At 68.9% G+C, this 14,466-nt stretch carries 15 protein-coding genes; 6 read left to right on the top strand and 9 right to left on the bottom strand.

Translation table 11 applies throughout. From position 1 onward, the window contains the following. The 3 genes from ACFY1L_RS51710 to ACFY1L_RS51700 form a co-directional block, all read right to left on the bottom strand. A complete protein-coding gene (locus ACFY1L_RS51710; RefSeq protein WP_388842345.1) occupies window positions 1-516 on the bottom strand; it encodes a hypothetical protein in 516 nt (171 codons plus the stop codon). Window positions 517-721: 205 nt separating this feature from the next. After that, entirely contained in the window at window positions 722-1,801 is a 1,080-nt protein-coding gene (locus ACFY1L_RS51705) for an endonuclease/exonuclease/phosphatase family protein (RefSeq protein WP_388842343.1), read from the bottom strand. Between the two features lie 23 nt (window positions 1,802-1,824). Continuing rightward, a complete protein-coding gene (locus ACFY1L_RS51700; RefSeq protein WP_388842341.1) occupies window positions 1,825-2,463 on the bottom strand; it encodes a M15 family metallopeptidase in 639 nt (212 codons plus the stop codon). A gap of 87 nt (window positions 2,464-2,550) precedes the next feature. Between ACFY1L_RS51700 and ACFY1L_RS51695 the strand changes: the two genes are divergently transcribed. Both ACFY1L_RS51695 and ACFY1L_RS51690 read left to right on the top strand, forming a co-directional pair. Further along, entirely contained in the window at window positions 2,551-3,246 is a 696-nt protein-coding gene (locus tag ACFY1L_RS51695) for a response regulator transcription factor (protein ID WP_388842339.1), read from the top strand. Window positions 3,247-3,256: 10 nt separating this feature from the next. Then, window positions 3,257-4,348, top strand: coding sequence for a sensor histidine kinase (locus ACFY1L_RS51690; RefSeq protein ID WP_388842337.1), 1,092 nt, complete (start codon window positions 3,257-3,259; stop codon window positions 4,346-4,348). A gap of 77 nt (window positions 4,349-4,425) precedes the next feature. Here ACFY1L_RS51690 and ACFY1L_RS51685 read toward each other — a convergent pair whose 3' ends face one another. Further along, window positions 4,426-5,562: a hypothetical protein gene (locus ACFY1L_RS51685; RefSeq protein WP_388842335.1), complete on the bottom strand. Its 1,137-nt coding sequence runs from the start codon at window positions 5,560-5,562 to the stop codon at window positions 4,426-4,428. 295 nt (window positions 5,563-5,857) lie between these two features. Between ACFY1L_RS51685 and ACFY1L_RS51680 the strand changes: the two genes are divergently transcribed. Both ACFY1L_RS51680 and ACFY1L_RS51675 read left to right on the top strand, forming a co-directional pair. Beyond that, window positions 5,858-7,015, top strand: coding sequence for a DNA gyrase subunit B (locus tag ACFY1L_RS51680; protein ID WP_388842333.1), 1,158 nt, complete (start codon window positions 5,858-5,860; stop codon window positions 7,013-7,015). 151 nt (window positions 7,016-7,166) lie between these two features. Further along, window positions 7,167-7,823, top strand: coding sequence for a TOPRIM nucleotidyl transferase/hydrolase domain-containing protein (locus tag ACFY1L_RS51675; protein ID WP_388842404.1), 657 nt, complete (start codon window positions 7,167-7,169; stop codon window positions 7,821-7,823). 82 nt (window positions 7,824-7,905) lie between these two features. Here ACFY1L_RS51675 and ACFY1L_RS51670 read toward each other — a convergent pair whose 3' ends face one another. After that, on the bottom strand, window positions 7,906-8,214 hold the full coding sequence (locus tag ACFY1L_RS51670; protein WP_388842331.1) for a helix-turn-helix domain-containing protein: 309 nt from the start codon (window positions 8,212-8,214) through the stop codon (window positions 7,906-7,908). Window positions 8,215-8,489: 275 nt separating this feature from the next. Between ACFY1L_RS51670 and ACFY1L_RS51665 the strand changes: the two genes are divergently transcribed. Then, window positions 8,490-9,326, top strand: coding sequence for a class II glutamine amidotransferase (locus tag ACFY1L_RS51665; RefSeq protein ID WP_388842329.1), 837 nt, complete (start codon window positions 8,490-8,492; stop codon window positions 9,324-9,326). A gap of 33 nt (window positions 9,327-9,359) precedes the next feature. Here ACFY1L_RS51665 and ACFY1L_RS51660 read toward each other — a convergent pair whose 3' ends face one another. After that, entirely contained in the window at window positions 9,360-9,728 is a 369-nt protein-coding gene (locus tag ACFY1L_RS51660; RefSeq protein WP_388842327.1) for an amphi-Trp domain-containing protein, read from the bottom strand. A 225-nt stretch (window positions 9,729-9,953) separates the two neighbouring features. Here ACFY1L_RS51660 and ACFY1L_RS51655 point away from each other — a divergent pair, with 225 nt between their 5' ends. Further along, window positions 9,954-10,280: a carboxymuconolactone decarboxylase family protein gene (locus ACFY1L_RS51655; RefSeq protein WP_388842325.1), complete on the top strand. Its 327-nt coding sequence runs from the start codon at window positions 9,954-9,956 to the stop codon at window positions 10,278-10,280. 47 nt (window positions 10,281-10,327) lie between these two features. Here ACFY1L_RS51655 and ACFY1L_RS51650 read toward each other — a convergent pair whose 3' ends face one another. The 3 genes from ACFY1L_RS51650 to ACFY1L_RS51640 all read right to left on the bottom strand — a co-directional run bounded on the left by ACFY1L_RS51650 (window position 10,328) and on the right by ACFY1L_RS51640 (window position 14,331). Then, the gene (locus ACFY1L_RS51650) at window positions 10,328-11,656 is read right to left on the bottom strand and encodes an enolase C-terminal domain-like protein (protein WP_388842323.1); all 1,329 of its coding nucleotides are present in this window, start codon (window positions 11,654-11,656) and stop codon (window positions 10,328-10,330) included. Window positions 11,657-11,710: 54 nt separating this feature from the next. Beyond that, window positions 11,711-13,048 carry a gluconate:H+ symporter gene (locus ACFY1L_RS51645; protein WP_388842321.1) on the bottom strand — a complete coding sequence of 446 codons (1,338 nt, stop codon included), beginning with the start codon at window positions 13,046-13,048 and terminating at the stop codon, window positions 11,711-11,713. 182 nt (window positions 13,049-13,230) lie between these two features. Then, window positions 13,231-14,331 (bottom strand): magnesium and cobalt transport protein CorA, encoded by a 1,101-nt coding sequence (locus ACFY1L_RS51640; RefSeq protein ID WP_388842319.1) that lies wholly within the window; start codon window positions 14,329-14,331, stop codon window positions 13,231-13,233. Window positions 14,332-14,466: the final 135 nt, after the last annotated feature.

Genomic DNA, 14,466 nt, shown 5'->3' with positions numbered 1-14,466 from the left:
TCAGGCGGCGCGGCAGAGCACAACCGCGTCGGGCTGCACCTCGGCGTGGGCCACGGCCGCGCGCACGGGACGGGCGGTGCGGGCGGTGGCCGCGAGCTGCAATCGGTTCCGCGCGAAGACGACGAGGCGCAGCACCGCGAACCGCGCGACACCGGCGAGTGCGGAGGCGGACAGGTAGACGACCTGCTCGAGCACCGCACCGGGTGTCGCCACCAGTTGCTGCAGGACCAGCATCGCCACGCAGGTCACCACATACGCGGCCACCGCGGACCCGGCCGACTGCGCATGCTGGCGCCAGGTCGCGCGACCGCCCGCACCGAAGGTGAAGCGGGCGTGCAACTCGGTGGCGAGGAGCGTGGAAGCCGCGGTGATCAGCGCGTTGGCCAGTCCCCAGGGAATCCAGGACGCGAGGGCCGCCACGGCGAAGCTGGAGGCGAGCCCCACGCCGCCGCCGCAGAGCACGAAGCGGGCGAACGCGGTGAAGGTGCCGGGTGCCGCCTGCGGCCGGCTCTGCATTAACCCGTCGTTTCTCATGACAGAAACGCTACGTTGCGTTCACTAATTAGGCAATGAAGTTATTGCGTAGAACCTACATATATGCAGGTGAAAGCCCACAAATTGTTGCAATGACTTGGAGCTAACGCAACAAGCAGACTTCGGTCGTTGCAATGGTGTAAGAGTGAACGCACTAAGCCTCTCCAGGATTGCGTCCACGCGGTGTTCACCAGCTGATTCCGGCAGCCACCGGCAGGTGGTCGCTGCCGGTGGCCGGCAGCACCCACGAGCTGTCCGGCTTCACGCCGTGGACCAGGATCTGGTCGATCCGTGCCACTGGGAACTTCGCCGGCCAGCTGAAGCCGAAGCCGTCCCCGGCCGCGTCCTGGACCGAGTGCAGCTGCGAGGTGATGCCGGCGAACGCGCGGTCGTCCGTGGTGCCGTTCAGGTCGCCGAGCAGCACCACCCGCTCGTTCTTCTCGCCGGCGACGGCCTTGGCGAGCGCCTGCGCGTTTCTGTCCCGGCTGTCCGTCCAGAAGCCCGTCCTGGGAGTCACCCGTACGGACCCCAGGTGGGCCACGTACACGGCGAGAGGCCCGTGGTCCGTGGCCACGGTGGTGCGCAGTGCCCGGTTGTAGGCCAGTTTGACGTCGGCCGGCTTGGTGGCCGCCAGCGGCCCGGCGTCCATCTCGGTGTCGACCGGCCGGATGTCCGACAGTGGCAGCTTGCTCCACAGTCCGACCGTGCCCTGCACCGTGTGGTACTTGTACGCCTTCGCCAGCGTCTTCTCGTATGTGCCCCGGGCCTGCTGGGTGATCTCCTCCAGCGCCAGCAGGTCCGCACCGGTGGCTGCCAGGTCGCGGGCGGTGCCGGCCGGGTCGGGGTTGTCGGCGCCGACGTTGTGACTGACCACGGTGAGGTCACTGCCCGGGTGGGACTTGTCGCCGAGGAGCCCGCCGAAGAGGTTCAGCCACACCAGGACCGGCAACAGCAGCGCGACCACCGCGGAGGCGGAGCGGCGCCACAGAGCGCCGGCAAGCAGCACCGGGACGAACAGGCCGAACCACGGCAGGAAGGTCTCGACCAGGCTGCCGATGCCTCCGGTCCCGTTCGGGATCTTCGCGTGCAGCAGCATGAGCAGGCCGAGCAGCAGCGCCAGCGCCGCGAGCACCGGGCCGCGCTTCCAGGGCCCCGGCCGGGAGGCGATGCGGATCGCCCGGCGGATGCCCGCGCGCCAGGTCCCGCGGCCGGTGTCCCGGTGACCGGCACCGCCCTGTCCGGTGTCCACCGTGTCGACCTGCACCATCGTCTGTCCTCGCTCACTGCCGGTCACTGCTGCATCCTCGGGTCCTGGGTGGGGTCGGCATACATGCGCGGGCAACCGCGATCGGTCGCCTCACTGCGCAATTCGTAATGCCAGGGTTCGTTCCGGTAGATCTGGCACAGCCCGTACGCGGCACCGTGCTTGGACAGCCACGCCATCGCGTCGGCGTGCCCGATGTCGACCGCGTCCCCCGACACGTGAGGAGACGTCGCCGCGGTGGCCACCCATCGGGCGGCCTCTTCTTCGGACCCGTACTTGGCGACGGCCTTCCGAAGAAGCTGATCCTGGTACGCCGGGGAACGCCATCCGCTGGTGACGTAGAACGCGACTCCGTCGTCCGCGGCAGCCGTTGCAGCCTGACGGAGGGCCTTGAGCAGACCTGGATCAAGCTTGGCCACTGCCGGAATCGAGTCGTCGAAAACCGTCACCCTGTCGGGAACGGCACCGTCGGCCTCGCCCAGCGCACCACGGTGCTCGGTGCGAAGAGTGTTCAAGGGCGATGCGGCCGAGGGGAACGAGGGGGACTTCGGCCCCTCGTAGAAGACCGCTGCGGTGATCACTGCTAAGAGGGCCAACAGGCCGACGCCAAGGAGCCATCGAAACCGGCGGGCAGGTGTTCGTGCTGTTGGTGGGGTTCGAGTCATACGGCCAGTCAAGGCAGCGCGGTGTTGCCGACACGTATGCGGTTTTCGATATGCCGACGATATGCGCCGACTCGTAGCCTCAAGAGCATGCGTGTGTTGATTGTCGAGGACGAGCCCTATCTGGCAGAAGCCATCCGCGATGGCCTGCGTCTGGCAGCGATCGCGGCCGACATCGCAGGTGACGGCGACACCGCTCTGGAACTGCTGGGCGTCAACGCCTACGACATCGCCGTCCTCGACCGCGACATCCCCGGACCCTCCGGTGACGAGATCGCCAAACGCATCGTCGCCTCCGGCAGCGGCATGCCGATCCTCATGCTCACCGCTGCCGACCGTCTCGACGACAAGGCCTCCGGGTTCGAACTCGGCGCCGACGACTACCTGACGAAGCCATTCGAACTCCAGGAACTCGCGCTCAGACTCAGAGCACTCGACCGCAGACGCGCCCACAACAGACCTCCGGTGCGGGAGATCGCAGGCCTGCGTCTGGACCCGTTCCGCAGAGAGGTCTACCGCGACGGCCGCTACGTCGCGCTGACCAGGAAGCAGTTCGCCGTGCTCGAAGTCCTCGTCGCCGCCGAAGGCGGTGTCGTCAGCGCCGAAGAACTCCTGGAACGCGCGTGGGACGAGAACGCCGACCCGTTCACCAACGCCGTGCGCATCACCGTCTCGGCGCTGCGCAAGCGGCTCGGCGAACCCTGGATCATCGCCACCGTGCCGGGCGTCGGCTACCGCGTCGACACGCAACCGGAAGCCGGACACAAGGGAGACGGGCGTGGATAGGGCACCAGGGATGAGCGTTCGCCTCAAACTCACCCTCAGCTACGCCGGGTTCCTCATGCTTGCCGGCGTCCTGCTGCTCGCGGCGGTGTGGCTGTTCCTCCTGCGTTACGTCCCCAACCGTGCGATGCTCATCAACCCCGATGACAGGCCCACGGGTGTTTTTCCCATCCGGTCCGTCCTCCTGGACGTCTTCGCTCCGAGGGCAGCCGCAGTACTGGCGTTCCTGCTGGTGTTCGGACTCGTGGGAGGGTGGATCCTCGCCGGCCGCATGCTCGCCCCGCTGACCCGCATCACCCACGCCACCCGCATGGCCACGAACGGATCGCTTTCGCACCGGATCCGGCTGCCCGGGCACAAGGACGAGTTCCGCGAACTCGCCGACGCCTTCGACACGATGCTCGTACGGCTCGAAGCACACGTCGCCGAACAGCGGAGGTTCGCGGCCAACGCCTCGCACGAATTGCGCACCCCGCTGGCGATCTCGAAGTCTCTTCTCGACGTGGCCCGCACCGATCCGAACCGCGACACCGGCGAACTCATCGACCGCCTCCATGCCGTGAACACCCGAGCGATCGACCTCACCGAGGCACTGCTCCTGCTCAGCCGCGCCGAGCAGCGTTCCTTCACCCGAGAACCCGTCGACCTGTCCCTCCTGGCGGAAGAAGCCACCGAAACGCTCCTTCCTCTGGCGGAAAAGCGTGGGGTCACCATCGAGACCGGCGGCGACGTCACCCCCACGAGCGGTTCGCAAGCGCTCCTGCTGCAGCTGACGATGAACCTCGTGCACAACGCGATCGTCCACAACCTGCCCGAACAGGGCACCGTGTGGGTCACCACCCGCGTCCGCTCCACGAGTGTGGTGCTCACTGTCGAGAACACCGGCGATCAGGTCACCCCACAGCTGGCCTCGACCCTCACCGAAGCATTCCAGCGCGGCACCGAGCGCACACACACCGACCACGCGGGCGTCGGCCTCGGCCTGGCCATCGTCAAGACCATCACCCAGGCACACGACGGAACACTCACCCTCACCCCGCGCTCTGGCGGCGGGATCCGCATCACCGTGGAACTACCAGCGATGTCTCCGCACACCGACAGGTGAAGAATCCGGCTCGCCGAACGCACCACGCTCGATGGCAGTTGGAAGCCGTGCGGATGCGGACACGCACCGTTCCGCCTCTACCCGCGCTGCTCGTAGCGCCGCCACTCGCGTCCGCCGTCGCGAGAGATCCACAGCCCTTCGCCGCGTACCAGGTCGTACGTCGACGTCGTCGCGTCCGCGATGCCGTAGAGCGTCGTGCCGTCGACGGTGAACGACGTGAATGTCGCCGGTGTCTTCAGCTCGTGGAAGGCGGTGTTGGTGCGGTCGGCGGCGAGCCAGAAGCGGCCGCCTTCCTCGCCGACGAGCAGCCGCCCGTCGGCAAGCAGTTCCAGGACCAGCGACTCCGGGCCGCGCTTCAGGTCCCTCCAGGGAATGCCGCCGGCGAGGAGCGTCCGCCAGTGCTCGCCGCCGTCCGTCGTCACCAACAGGCCGCGCACGCCCTCGCCTTGGGCGAGGGACAGCGCCGCGGTGCCACCCCGCGCGACAAGGATTCCCCCCGCGTACGGTTTCGGGACGGCCGTGGAGCCGAGGGTGCGACCGTCGCGCTGCCGTACGACGCGCTCGGGGTCCTCGGTCAGGGGCTGCTCCAGGCTCCAGGCGGTGCCTCGCTCGTCGACGGCGAGGCGGACGGCGTCGTCCGGCACTCCGGCAGGGGGCGCCACGGTGCGTGTGGCCGGGCGGTAGATGAGGGTCGGCTCCAGTTCTGCGAGCAGGATGTCGCCGGGGCGGGTGCGCAGCCTGGTCCCCGTGACGACGACCTTGTGCCGCTTGCCGTGCACGTCCAGGGCGTACGCCCCCTCGGCCCCCTCGTCCTGCGGCACCCGCACGAAGCCTCCGTGCACCCCCTTGAACGCGGCCGGTACCGCCTCCGCGTCCCCGTGTTGCGCGTGCTCGGCGACCGTACGGCCGTCGGGGCCGACGATGCGCCAGGCGGTGGCGGCCGGCCCCTCGTCGTCCTCGACGTTGCCGGCGTCGTACGTCAGGAGCAGCGAGCCGTCGTCCGCGAGCACCACGCCGACGGGTGCGCCGGCTGCCTCGATGACGTCGGCGGGGCGCGGGTGCGGGTCTTCGATGACGCGCTTGTACTTCGCCTCGCGGCCTCCGGAGGCAGCGTCGTCGGAGCCACCCGGACCGCAGGCGGTCACCGCCAGCGCCGCACTCGCCGCGGCCACGAGCCCGACCGCCCGCCTCCCGTGTTTCCTCAGCCACGCCATCGCCACATCCTCACATGAGGCGGCCGTGTGATCGACCTTCCCTGGAATGACCTGCCGCGACCGGAATTGGGGGTCTCAGGGGCGCCCAAAACGGGGGCGTACACGGCCTGGGCGGGCCCGCGGACATGCTCCGGACGCGGTGCGCACGCCTGGGGCCGACCATCTCCCGGCAGGCCCGCACCCGCTCTCCCACAGCCTCGTCGTATCGCCTCTGACCTGGTGTTTTACCGGATTCCGCCTAGGCTGGGGTGATCTGCCGGACGCCATGGGAGGGGTCTTCGTGAGTGGAGAAGGCATGAGGTACGACGCTGCCCAGATCGAGGTGCTGGAGGGGCGGGAAGCCGTACGGAAACGGCCCGGGATGTATGTCGGCTCGGTCACGGAACGCGGCCTGCATCACATGGTGTTCGAGGTCGTCGGCCGGGCGGTGAACGAGGTCCTGGCGGCGGGTGCCGGTTCCGTCGACGTCACGCTCACCCCGGACGGTGGGGTACGGGTCGTCGACGACGGGCCGGGGGTCGCCTTCGAGGCCGACACCGGCAGGGACAGCGGCGGCCCGGGCCTCGAAGCGTTGCTGACCAGCCTGCACACCGGGTCCGAGCCGAGTGGTCGGCACAAAGCGGACGTGGCTCCTTTCGGTGCGGGGCTCCTCGTCCCCAACGCCCTGTCGAGCCGCCTGACGGCCAAGGTGCGGTACGAGGAGGTCTGTTGGTCCCAGGAGTACGCGCGCGGTGTCGCGCTCGCCCCGCCCGCCGCCGTGGGACCCGCGACCGGCACCGGGACGACCATCGCCTTCTGGCCCGACGCCGAGATCTTCGAGACGACGTGGTGCTCGTTCGCCGTGCTGGCGGAGCGTTTCCGGCAGGTGGCCTTCCTCAACCCGGGTCTGGGGATCTCGCTGACGGACGAACGCCCGGCGGGAGGGATCCGAGCGGAGCGGTTCCAATTCCCGGACGGGGTAAGGGACTTCGTGGCCGCCCTCGACGCGGAGGCGGGGGCGGTCCTCCATCCGGACGTGATCGGCTTCGAGCGGGAGGACCCGCGGATGGCGGGGACGATGGACGTGGCCCTCCTGTGGGGCCGCTCCCGGGACGAGCGGGTGCGCAGCTTCGCCAACAGCCGGGCCACTGCCGAGGGCGGCACGCACGTGGACGGCTTCCGCGACGGGCTGGCGGCCGCGATCACGGCGTACGCGCGAAGGCTGGGGCTGCTGACGGCGGCGGATCCTGATCCCGTGGCCGACCGGATCGGCGAGGGCCTGACGGCGATCGTGTCGGTGAAACTGGACCGTCCCGAGTTCCTCGGCGCCACGCGCGGACTGCTGGGCGGCCCCGAGGTGCGCAGCTGCGTCGCCGAGGCTGTCCGCGAACATCTCGACGGCTGGTTCGAGGAGCACCCCAAGCGGGCCGCCGAGATCGTCGACCGCATCGTCCGGGGCACCCACCAGGACTGAGGAACAGCGGAAGCCGCCGTCGGAAGAACCGTGCCCTCAGCCGCGCCGAAGCACGGTTGTTCCGGTGGGACGTGGCCAGGCGGTGCCCCGGAAAACGTACGTGCGTACGAGATCCCGGCCGTGCCAGGATGGCGTGGGGAAGCGAGGTCTCGTGGACGAGTTGAGGCGATTTCGCCTGGCGCTGCTCGCGTGGGCGGCCGGCGGAGCGGGTGCGGGTGCGGCCGCGGCGGAGGCGCGGGAGCTGGCCGGCGGTCGTCTGCGGTCGATCATCCTCGTGGAGGGGAGCAGCGATCAGGTCGCGCTCGAAGCGCTGGCCACGCGCTACGGCCGTGACCTCGGCGCGGAGGGCGTCGCGGTGGTACCGCTCGGAGGCGCGACGAACATCGGGCGTTTCCTGGACCTGTGCGGCCCTCCAGGGCTCGGCCTCCCGCTGGCCGGTCTGTGCGACATCGGCGAGGAGCGGCATTTCCGGCGTCATCTGGAGCGGGTCGGGCTCGGGTCCGCTCTCACGCACGCCGGACTGGAGACACTCGGGTTCCACGTGTGCGTCGCCGACCTGGAGGACGAGCTGATCCGCGCTCTGGGGGCCGAGGAAGTGCAACGGGTGATCGAGTCCCAGGGCGAGACGCGCCCCTTCCGCACCTTCCAGAGCCAGCCCGCCCAGCGGGAACGCCCCGTGGAGCACCAGCTGCGGCGCTTCATGGGCACGCACAGCGGCCGCAAGTCGCTCTACGCACAGGCACTGGTCGCACGCCTGGACCTCGAGCGCGTTCCCCGGCCGCTGGAACGCCTCCTCACGCACGTCTGACACGGCCGACGCCGACGAACTGCTCCGCGCCGACGAATGCCGAGCGTGACGCAGGCCATGGCCAACCGGGCGTGGGCCACATCTACCTCCTGCTCTCTGTGTGCAGCGGTGTGCGGTAGGCGGCCGGGGTGACACCGTGGATGCGGGTGAACCACCGGGTGAGGTGGGATTGGTCTGCGAAGCCGGGCTCAGCGGCGGCCACCGAGGGCGCCATGCCCTCGGCCAGAAGCGCCCGTGTTCGACGCAGCCGCAAATCGCGTCGGTAGTCGCCGGGTGCGAAGCCGTACGCCCCTCGAAAGCCCCGGTACGGCGCGAAGCGACGCGGACGCTCGGCCGGAGCTGTTGCGCGCCCGGTCTCGGATTCACCCGCCGTGGGTGAAGTGACGGCCACGGCGCTGTCGAACGCTTGGGAACAGGTACCCGCCCATCGCGGGCCATGGCTCTTCGGCTCCGACGGATGTGCACTCGGAGTGCCGGCGGTCGGATCCGCGCCCGCATGGCGATGCGCGGTCGGGGAGTCGAAAATGAGATCGGGACAAGAGCCACCGGATCATCCGACACGCCGTCGCAGTCAGGTGACCGGCAGCCTCATCGAAGACTCCGCAAGCCGCGAGCGGGACTTAACGGAACTCCCGTAGGTACAGGTAGGAACACAGGTGATCGCTCATGTGCCGATGGCTCGCTTACTCGGGAACGCCCGTGCTTCTCGACACCATCCTGTACAAGCCGGCCCACTCGCTGATCGATCAGAGCCTCCACTCCCGGCTGGGGGTCGAGACGACGAACGGCGACGGTTTCGGCATCGGTTGGTACTCGGAGGAAAGCATCGACACCCCGGCCCTTTTCAAGGACATCGGCCCCGCCTGGAACAACCGCAACCTGAGGGAGCTCGCGGATCATGTCCGCTCCCCGTTGTTCTTCGCCCACATCCGGGCGTCGACCGGCACGGCGGTGCAGCAGACGAACTGCCACCCCTTCCGGCACGGCCGTTGGATGTGGATGCACAACGGTGCCATCTCGGGTTTCCACCTCATGCGCCGCGAGTTGTCCCTGCTCGTCGACCCTGAGCTGTACTCCGACATGGAAGGAACCACGGACTCGGAGGTGATGTTCTTCCTGGCGCTCACCTTCGGCCTGGACCAGGACCCACCGAGCGCCGTGTCCCGGATGGCGGGAGTGGTGGAGCGCACCGGCCGCGAGCACGGTGTGGAGTTCCCGCTCCAGATGACCGTCAGCGTGGCCGACGGCGAGCGTGTATGGGCCTTCCGCTACTCGAGCCAGGGCGATTCCAGGTCGTTGTTCTACAGCACTCGCGTGGACACACTGCGCAAGCTGCATCCCGATATGACGTTCCTGGAGGGAGTGTCCGACGAGACCCGCCTCATCGTGTCCGAACCCCTCGGCGACCTGCCCGGTGCCTGGAACGAGGTACCGGAAAGCAGCTACGGGGTCGTGCAGCCCGGAGCCGACGAGTTGTATCCCTTCGCGCCGGCACCGGCGTGACGCGTCGAGTGAAGCGTCAGACCTCGGCACGGATCAGGACGTTTTCGTGGCGGCCCGCTTCGCGCTTCTGCTCCTGGTGGTGCCCGTGCTGCTTCGACCGGGCTTGGCGGGCACGTTCTTTCGTGTCGTGGCCTTCTCTGTGCCGGCACCCGTCCGCGCTGGCGCTGTAGTGGTCGATGCGGTCGGCCACTTGAACTCGATCTCCAGCTCGATCTCCCCGTCGCCGACCTCGACCTCTATCTCGCTGCGAAGGTCGTCGGGCACCCGCAGGCTCAGCGTCACGGGGCCGAGTTCCAGTTCGGCATCCCCGCCTTCCCTCAGCGCGGCTGCGAGTGCCATGAGCTGGTCGGCTGCCTCGATGCGTGACAGCGAGCCCTTCTGCTCAAACTTGAGGTCCTTCATGGAGGTCTCCGATCCGGAATGGGCAGGCCATAACGCCAATTCTGCGGCCATGCCCGGGATCGGACATCTTCATGGCCGGGCGAAGAACCGGTACCAACGCCTTCGGCGCAATGCGCGAGGCCCGGATCGGCTCTACGGTTGAAGGAAAGCCCCACATTCGCGGAACTCGGTTCCTCTCGCCCCACATCCCTCTCGGGCTCAGAACTCACCAGGAGGACATGCGACATGTCCACTGCGTCGGAAACCCCTGTCCTGGACACCCTCGCCGCCATGACGGTCGACTCGATCGAGCGATGCGGGCTGTCCCCGGACATGCTCATCCTCACGCGCATCGCGGCGCTCGCCGCCTCGGATGCCCCGCCCATCTCCTACGTGGCCCATATCGACCCGGCCCTCAAGACCGGCCTGACCGTCGAACAACTGCAGGACGTCCTGGTCGCCATCGCACCCATCGTGGGCACCGCCCGCGTCATGACGGCAGCAGGCCACATCGCCACTGCACTCGGCATCGCCATCGCCGTCGCCGACGCCGAGATCGAGACCCAGGGCTGAGAGCAGACACCCACCGGCATCGACGATCTGCACGGCCGCCTCGCGACTCAGCGCACAAGACACGGCCGCTTGCTGTCGAACGTCCAGTCCCTGATCAGGTAGCGCATCCCGGCCGCGTCGTCGCGGCCCGACAGTGCCTTCTCGCGGTAGAGGGCTTGGGCCGCGAGGAGGCGGTCGTGGTCGAGGCGGATTCCGAGGCCGGGGGCGTCCGGGACGGCGACCTCGCCGCCGTGGGTCCGCGGCGGTTCGACCGTGAGGCGTTCCAGGCCCTCCTGCCAGATCCAGTGGGTGTCCAGGGCGTTGTACTCCCCCGGTGCGGCCGCCCCGCAGTGCGCCATCATCGCCAGGGAGATGTCGAAGTGGTTGTTGGAGTGGCAACCCCATGTCAGGCCCAGGGAGTTGCAGAGCTGGGCGACGCGGACCGATCCCTGCATGGTCCAGAAGTGCGGGTCGGCGAGCGGGATGGAGACCGACTGCAGGGCCAGGGCGTGGGTCAGCTGCCGCCAGTCCGTGGCGATCATGTTGGTCGCCGTCGGCAGTCCGGTGGCCCGGCGGAACTCCGCGAGGATCTCGCGGCCGGAGTAGCCGCCCTCGGCTCCGCAGGGGTCCTCGGCGTAGGCGAGGGTGCCGAGGAGCGGGCGGCAGAGCTCGACGGCCTCGCGAAGGGACCAGGCACCGTTCGGGTCGAGGGTGATCCGGGCCTCCGGGAAGCGCTCCTTGAGCGCCCGGACGGCCTTGACCTCCTCGCTGCCCGGCAGGACGCCGCCCTTGAGCTTGAAGTCACGGAAGCCGTAGCGCTCGTGCGTGGCCTCGGCCTGGCGGACGATCGCCTCGGGGGTCAGCGCCTCCTCGCGGCGGATGCGGTACCACTCCACCGTCGAGTCGCCCTCGCGGACGTAGTCGAGGTCGGTGCGGTCCGGGTCGCCGACGTAGAAGAGGTAGCCGAGGACCCGTACGGCATCGCGTTGTTTGCCGTCGCCCAGCAGGGCCGCGACGGGGACCTCCAGGTGCTGGCCGAGGAGGTCCAGGAGCGCCGACTCCACCGCGGTGACCGCGTGCACGGTGGTGCGCAGGTCGAAGGTCTGCGCACCGCGGCCGCCCGCGTCGCGGTCCGCGAACGTCCCCTCGATCGTGCGCAGTACGCGCTTGTAGTCGCCTACCCGGGCGCCGACCACCAGGGGCTCGGCGTCGAGCAGGGTCCGCGTGATCTTCTCTCCGCCGGGCACCTCGCCGAGGCCCGTACGGCCTTCGGAGTCCTCGACGACAACCACGTTCCGGGTGAAGTAAGGGGCGTGTGCGCCGGAGAGGTTGAGGAGCATGGAGTCTCGGCCTGCGACCGGATGGACGGAGAACTTGGTGACCACGGGTTGGCTCATGGGCTGGCGATGCCGTTCTGGTGAGGTGGGTCGTGGCGGGAGTGGAGCGTGGGGTCAGGTCTTGACGGTGTCCAGCACCTGTTCCAGTACGAGAACACCGCCCAGGCCGAGGATCGCAAGAACCGTCGTGTAGGTGGTCCGTGCCTTGATCGCGTCCAGGACCGAAAGGTTGAAGTACTCCTTGAACATCCAGAAGCCGGGGTCGTTCACGTGGGAGAAGGCGATCGATCCGCAGGAGACGGCGAGCACCATGACCTCGGGGTGGATACCGCTGCCCGCGAGCAGGGGCAACGCGACGCCGGAGGCGGTGACCACGGCGACGGTGGCCGAGCCGAGCGCGACGCGGAGGATGGCCGCGATCAGCCAGGCCAGGACGATCGGTGAGATGGACCAGTGCTCGGTGGTGTCCTTGATGTAGTCGGATATGCCGCCTTCGACGAGGACGTTCTTGAAGGCGCCGCCCGCGCCGATCACGAGCAGGATCATCGCCATCGCCTGGGCGGCCTCGCGACACGACGTGCCCACCTCGGCGAGGCTGCGGCCGATGCGCGGGCCGAGGGCCCAGATCGCGAGGAGCAGGGTGAGCAGCAGGGCGATGGGTGCGGAGCCGATGAAGGCGACGAAGTGCAGCCACGGGTTCGATCCTGAGGTGGCCAGGTCGGTCACGGCGGCGCCCGCGATCAGCACCACGGGCAGCAGGGCGACCGACAGCGACCAGCCGAGGCCGGGCGTCTCGTCGTCCTCGATGACGCGCTCGCTCACCAGGCCCTGAGGGACCGTCGGATTCAGTTGCCGGACGAACGGCAGCCGGGGCCACAGCAGGGCGATGAGCGCGCCGGCCGGGACGGCGATGAACAGGCCGTAGAACAGGGTGAGTCCGACCGAGGCGTGGAAGGTGGCGGCCACCGCGGTCGGGCCGGGGTGGGGCGGCAGGAAGCTGTGCATGGTGGACAGGGCGATCGACATGGGCAGGCCCACCCACAGCAGGTTCGAGCGGGTGACCCGGACCAGGGTGAAGGCGACCGGGACGATGATGACGAAGGCCACCTCGTAGAACATGGTCACGCCGATGAGCATGGCGGTCAGCACCATCGCGACCTGGACCCAGCGCGGGCCGCAGAGGTCGAGGAGTCCGGTGGCGATCCGCTGGGCGGCGCCGGAGTCCCCCATCACACGGCCGACCATGGCGCCGAGGCCGATGGTGAGCATGGTGTCGCCGATCTGGCCGCCGATGCCCTCGGAGAGAACGTCCGAGATCTTCTCGAGGGGTATTCCCCGGACCAGGGCGACGCCCACTGCGACGAGAAGGAGAGCGGCGAAGCCGTTCAGTCTCAGTTTGGTCATCAGGAAGAGCAGGATCAGGACGCTGATTCCGACAACGACAAGCGGCATGTGTGCCAGTTCTCCCTTGAACTGTCCGACGTTCCCGTTCACTCCATCGAATGGAGTCCCCATATGAAGACACCCGTCCACATATGAAGACGGACGCTAGGGTGATGGGCATGGGCAGGTCAATGGGTGTGCATGACAGATCTACGATCGCCCGGGCCTGAGACAGCGTCAGGCGTACGGGGTCACAGCCAGCCGTTGCGCTTGAAGCCGCGGTGCAGGAGGAAGCAGGCGACGGCGATGACGCCGAGGGCGAGCGGGTAGCCGAAGGTCCAGCGCAGTTCGGGCATGTGGTCGAAGTTCATGCCGTACACGCCGGTCACCATGGTGGGTACGGCGATGATCGCGGCCCAGGCGGTGATCTTGCGGGCGTCCTCGTTCTGGGCGACGGCGACCTGGGCGAGGTGGGCCTGGAGGATGGAGTCGAGCAGGGTGACGAAGCCGGTGATCTGCTCGGTGACGCGGGCGAGGTGGTCGGCGACGTCGCGGAAGTAGGCGCGTATCTCCGGGTCGACGGTGCGCAGCGGCTTGGTGGAGAGCGTCTCCAGGGGGCGGGCAAGAGGGACCACGGCCCGCTTCAGTTCCAGCAGTTCGCGCTTGAGCTGGTACATGCGGCCGGCGTCCGCGGTCTGATTGCCCTGCGGGGAGAAGACCTCGCTCTCGACCTCGTCGATGTCGTCCTGGACGGCGTCGGTGACGGTCAGGTAGTCGTCGACGACATGGTCGGCGATGGCGTGCAGCACCGCCGAGGGGCCCTTGGCCAGTTGCTCGGGCCGGGCCTCAAGGTCCTCGCGCAGGGGGCCGAGGGAACCGTGTCTGCCGTGCCGGACCGTGATGACGAAGTCGCGCCCGGCGAAGACCATGATCTCGCCGGTGTCGACGACCTCGCTGGTCGCGGTGAGCTGTTCGTGCTCGACGTAGGTGACGGTCTTGAAGACGGCGAACAGGACGTCGCCGTAGCTCTCCAACTTGGGCCGCTGGTGGGCCAGTACGGCGTCCTCGACGGCGAGCGGGTGCAGGCCGAAGATTTCGGCGACCTCCGCGAACTCGGTCTCGGACGGTTCGTGCAGGCCCAGCCAGACGAAGTCGTGGCCGCGGCGGCGGACCTGGTGGACGGCCTCTTCGACCGTGTCCGTCACGGGCTGGCGGATGCCGTCGCGGTAGATGACGCAGTTGACGACCGAGGAGCCGAGCGGCGAGCGGGCCGGGTGACTGAGGTCCACGCGGCTGCGGCTTCGCCGCCGCCCCAGGCGGACCGCCTTGCGCAGGTTGCCGACCATCGACATGCGGGAACCTCCTTCGCCGGGTCCGCACAGTCTGCCAGTCGACGGTGAACGGCCGGGCGGAACCGCAGGTCGGGGGTGCGGCGAGGGCAAGGTCACAGCCGCAGAGAGGGCAAGGTCACAGCCTGCCCCCTGCTG

Origin of the sequence: Streptomyces sp. NPDC001663 (assembly GCF_042893105.1) — a bacterium.
In the GTDB taxonomy this organism is placed as follows: Bacteria; Actinomycetota; Actinomycetes; order Streptomycetales; family Streptomycetaceae; genus Streptomyces.
This window is presented reverse-complemented; position numbering and strand designations above follow the sequence as displayed.

Bases quoted from the DNA above. Each gene is read 5' to 3' on its own strand.
- ACFY1L_RS51710 (WP_388842345.1), bottom strand. From the start codon at position 516: ATGCAGAGCCGGCCGCAGGCGGCACCCGGCACCTTCACCGCGTTCGCC.
- ACFY1L_RS51705 (WP_388842343.1), bottom strand. From the start codon at position 1,801: ATGGTGCAGGTCGACACGGTGGACACCGGACAGGGCGGTGCCGGTCAC.
- ACFY1L_RS51700 (WP_388842341.1), bottom strand. From the start codon at position 2,463: ATGACTCGAACCCCACCAACAGCACGAACACCTGCCCGCCGGTTTCGA.
- ACFY1L_RS51695 (WP_388842339.1), top strand. From the start codon at position 2,551: ATGCGTGTGTTGATTGTCGAGGACGAGCCCTATCTGGCAGAAGCCATC.
- ACFY1L_RS51690 (WP_388842337.1), top strand. From the start codon at position 3,257: ATGAGCGTTCGCCTCAAACTCACCCTCAGCTACGCCGGGTTCCTCATG.
- ACFY1L_RS51685 (WP_388842335.1), bottom strand. From the start codon at position 5,562: ATGGCGTGGCTGAGGAAACACGGGAGGCGGGCGGTCGGGCTCGTGGCC.
- ACFY1L_RS51680 (WP_388842333.1), top strand. From the start codon at position 5,858: ATGAGGTACGACGCTGCCCAGATCGAGGTGCTGGAGGGGCGGGAAGCC.
- ACFY1L_RS51665 (WP_388842329.1), top strand. From the start codon at position 8,490: ATGTGCCGATGGCTCGCTTACTCGGGAACGCCCGTGCTTCTCGACACC.
- ACFY1L_RS51660 (WP_388842327.1), bottom strand. From the start codon at position 9,728: ATGAAGGACCTCAAGTTTGAGCAGAAGGGCTCGCTGTCACGCATCGAG.
- ACFY1L_RS51655 (WP_388842325.1), top strand. From the start codon at position 9,954: ATGTCCACTGCGTCGGAAACCCCTGTCCTGGACACCCTCGCCGCCATG.
- ACFY1L_RS51650 (WP_388842323.1), bottom strand. From the start codon at position 11,656: ATGAGCCAACCCGTGGTCACCAAGTTCTCCGTCCATCCGGTCGCAGGC.
- ACFY1L_RS51645 (WP_388842321.1), bottom strand. From the start codon at position 13,048: ATGCCGCTTGTCGTTGTCGGAATCAGCGTCCTGATCCTGCTCTTCCTG.
- ACFY1L_RS51640 (WP_388842319.1), bottom strand. From the start codon at position 14,331: ATGTCGATGGTCGGCAACCTGCGCAAGGCGGTCCGCCTGGGGCGGCGG.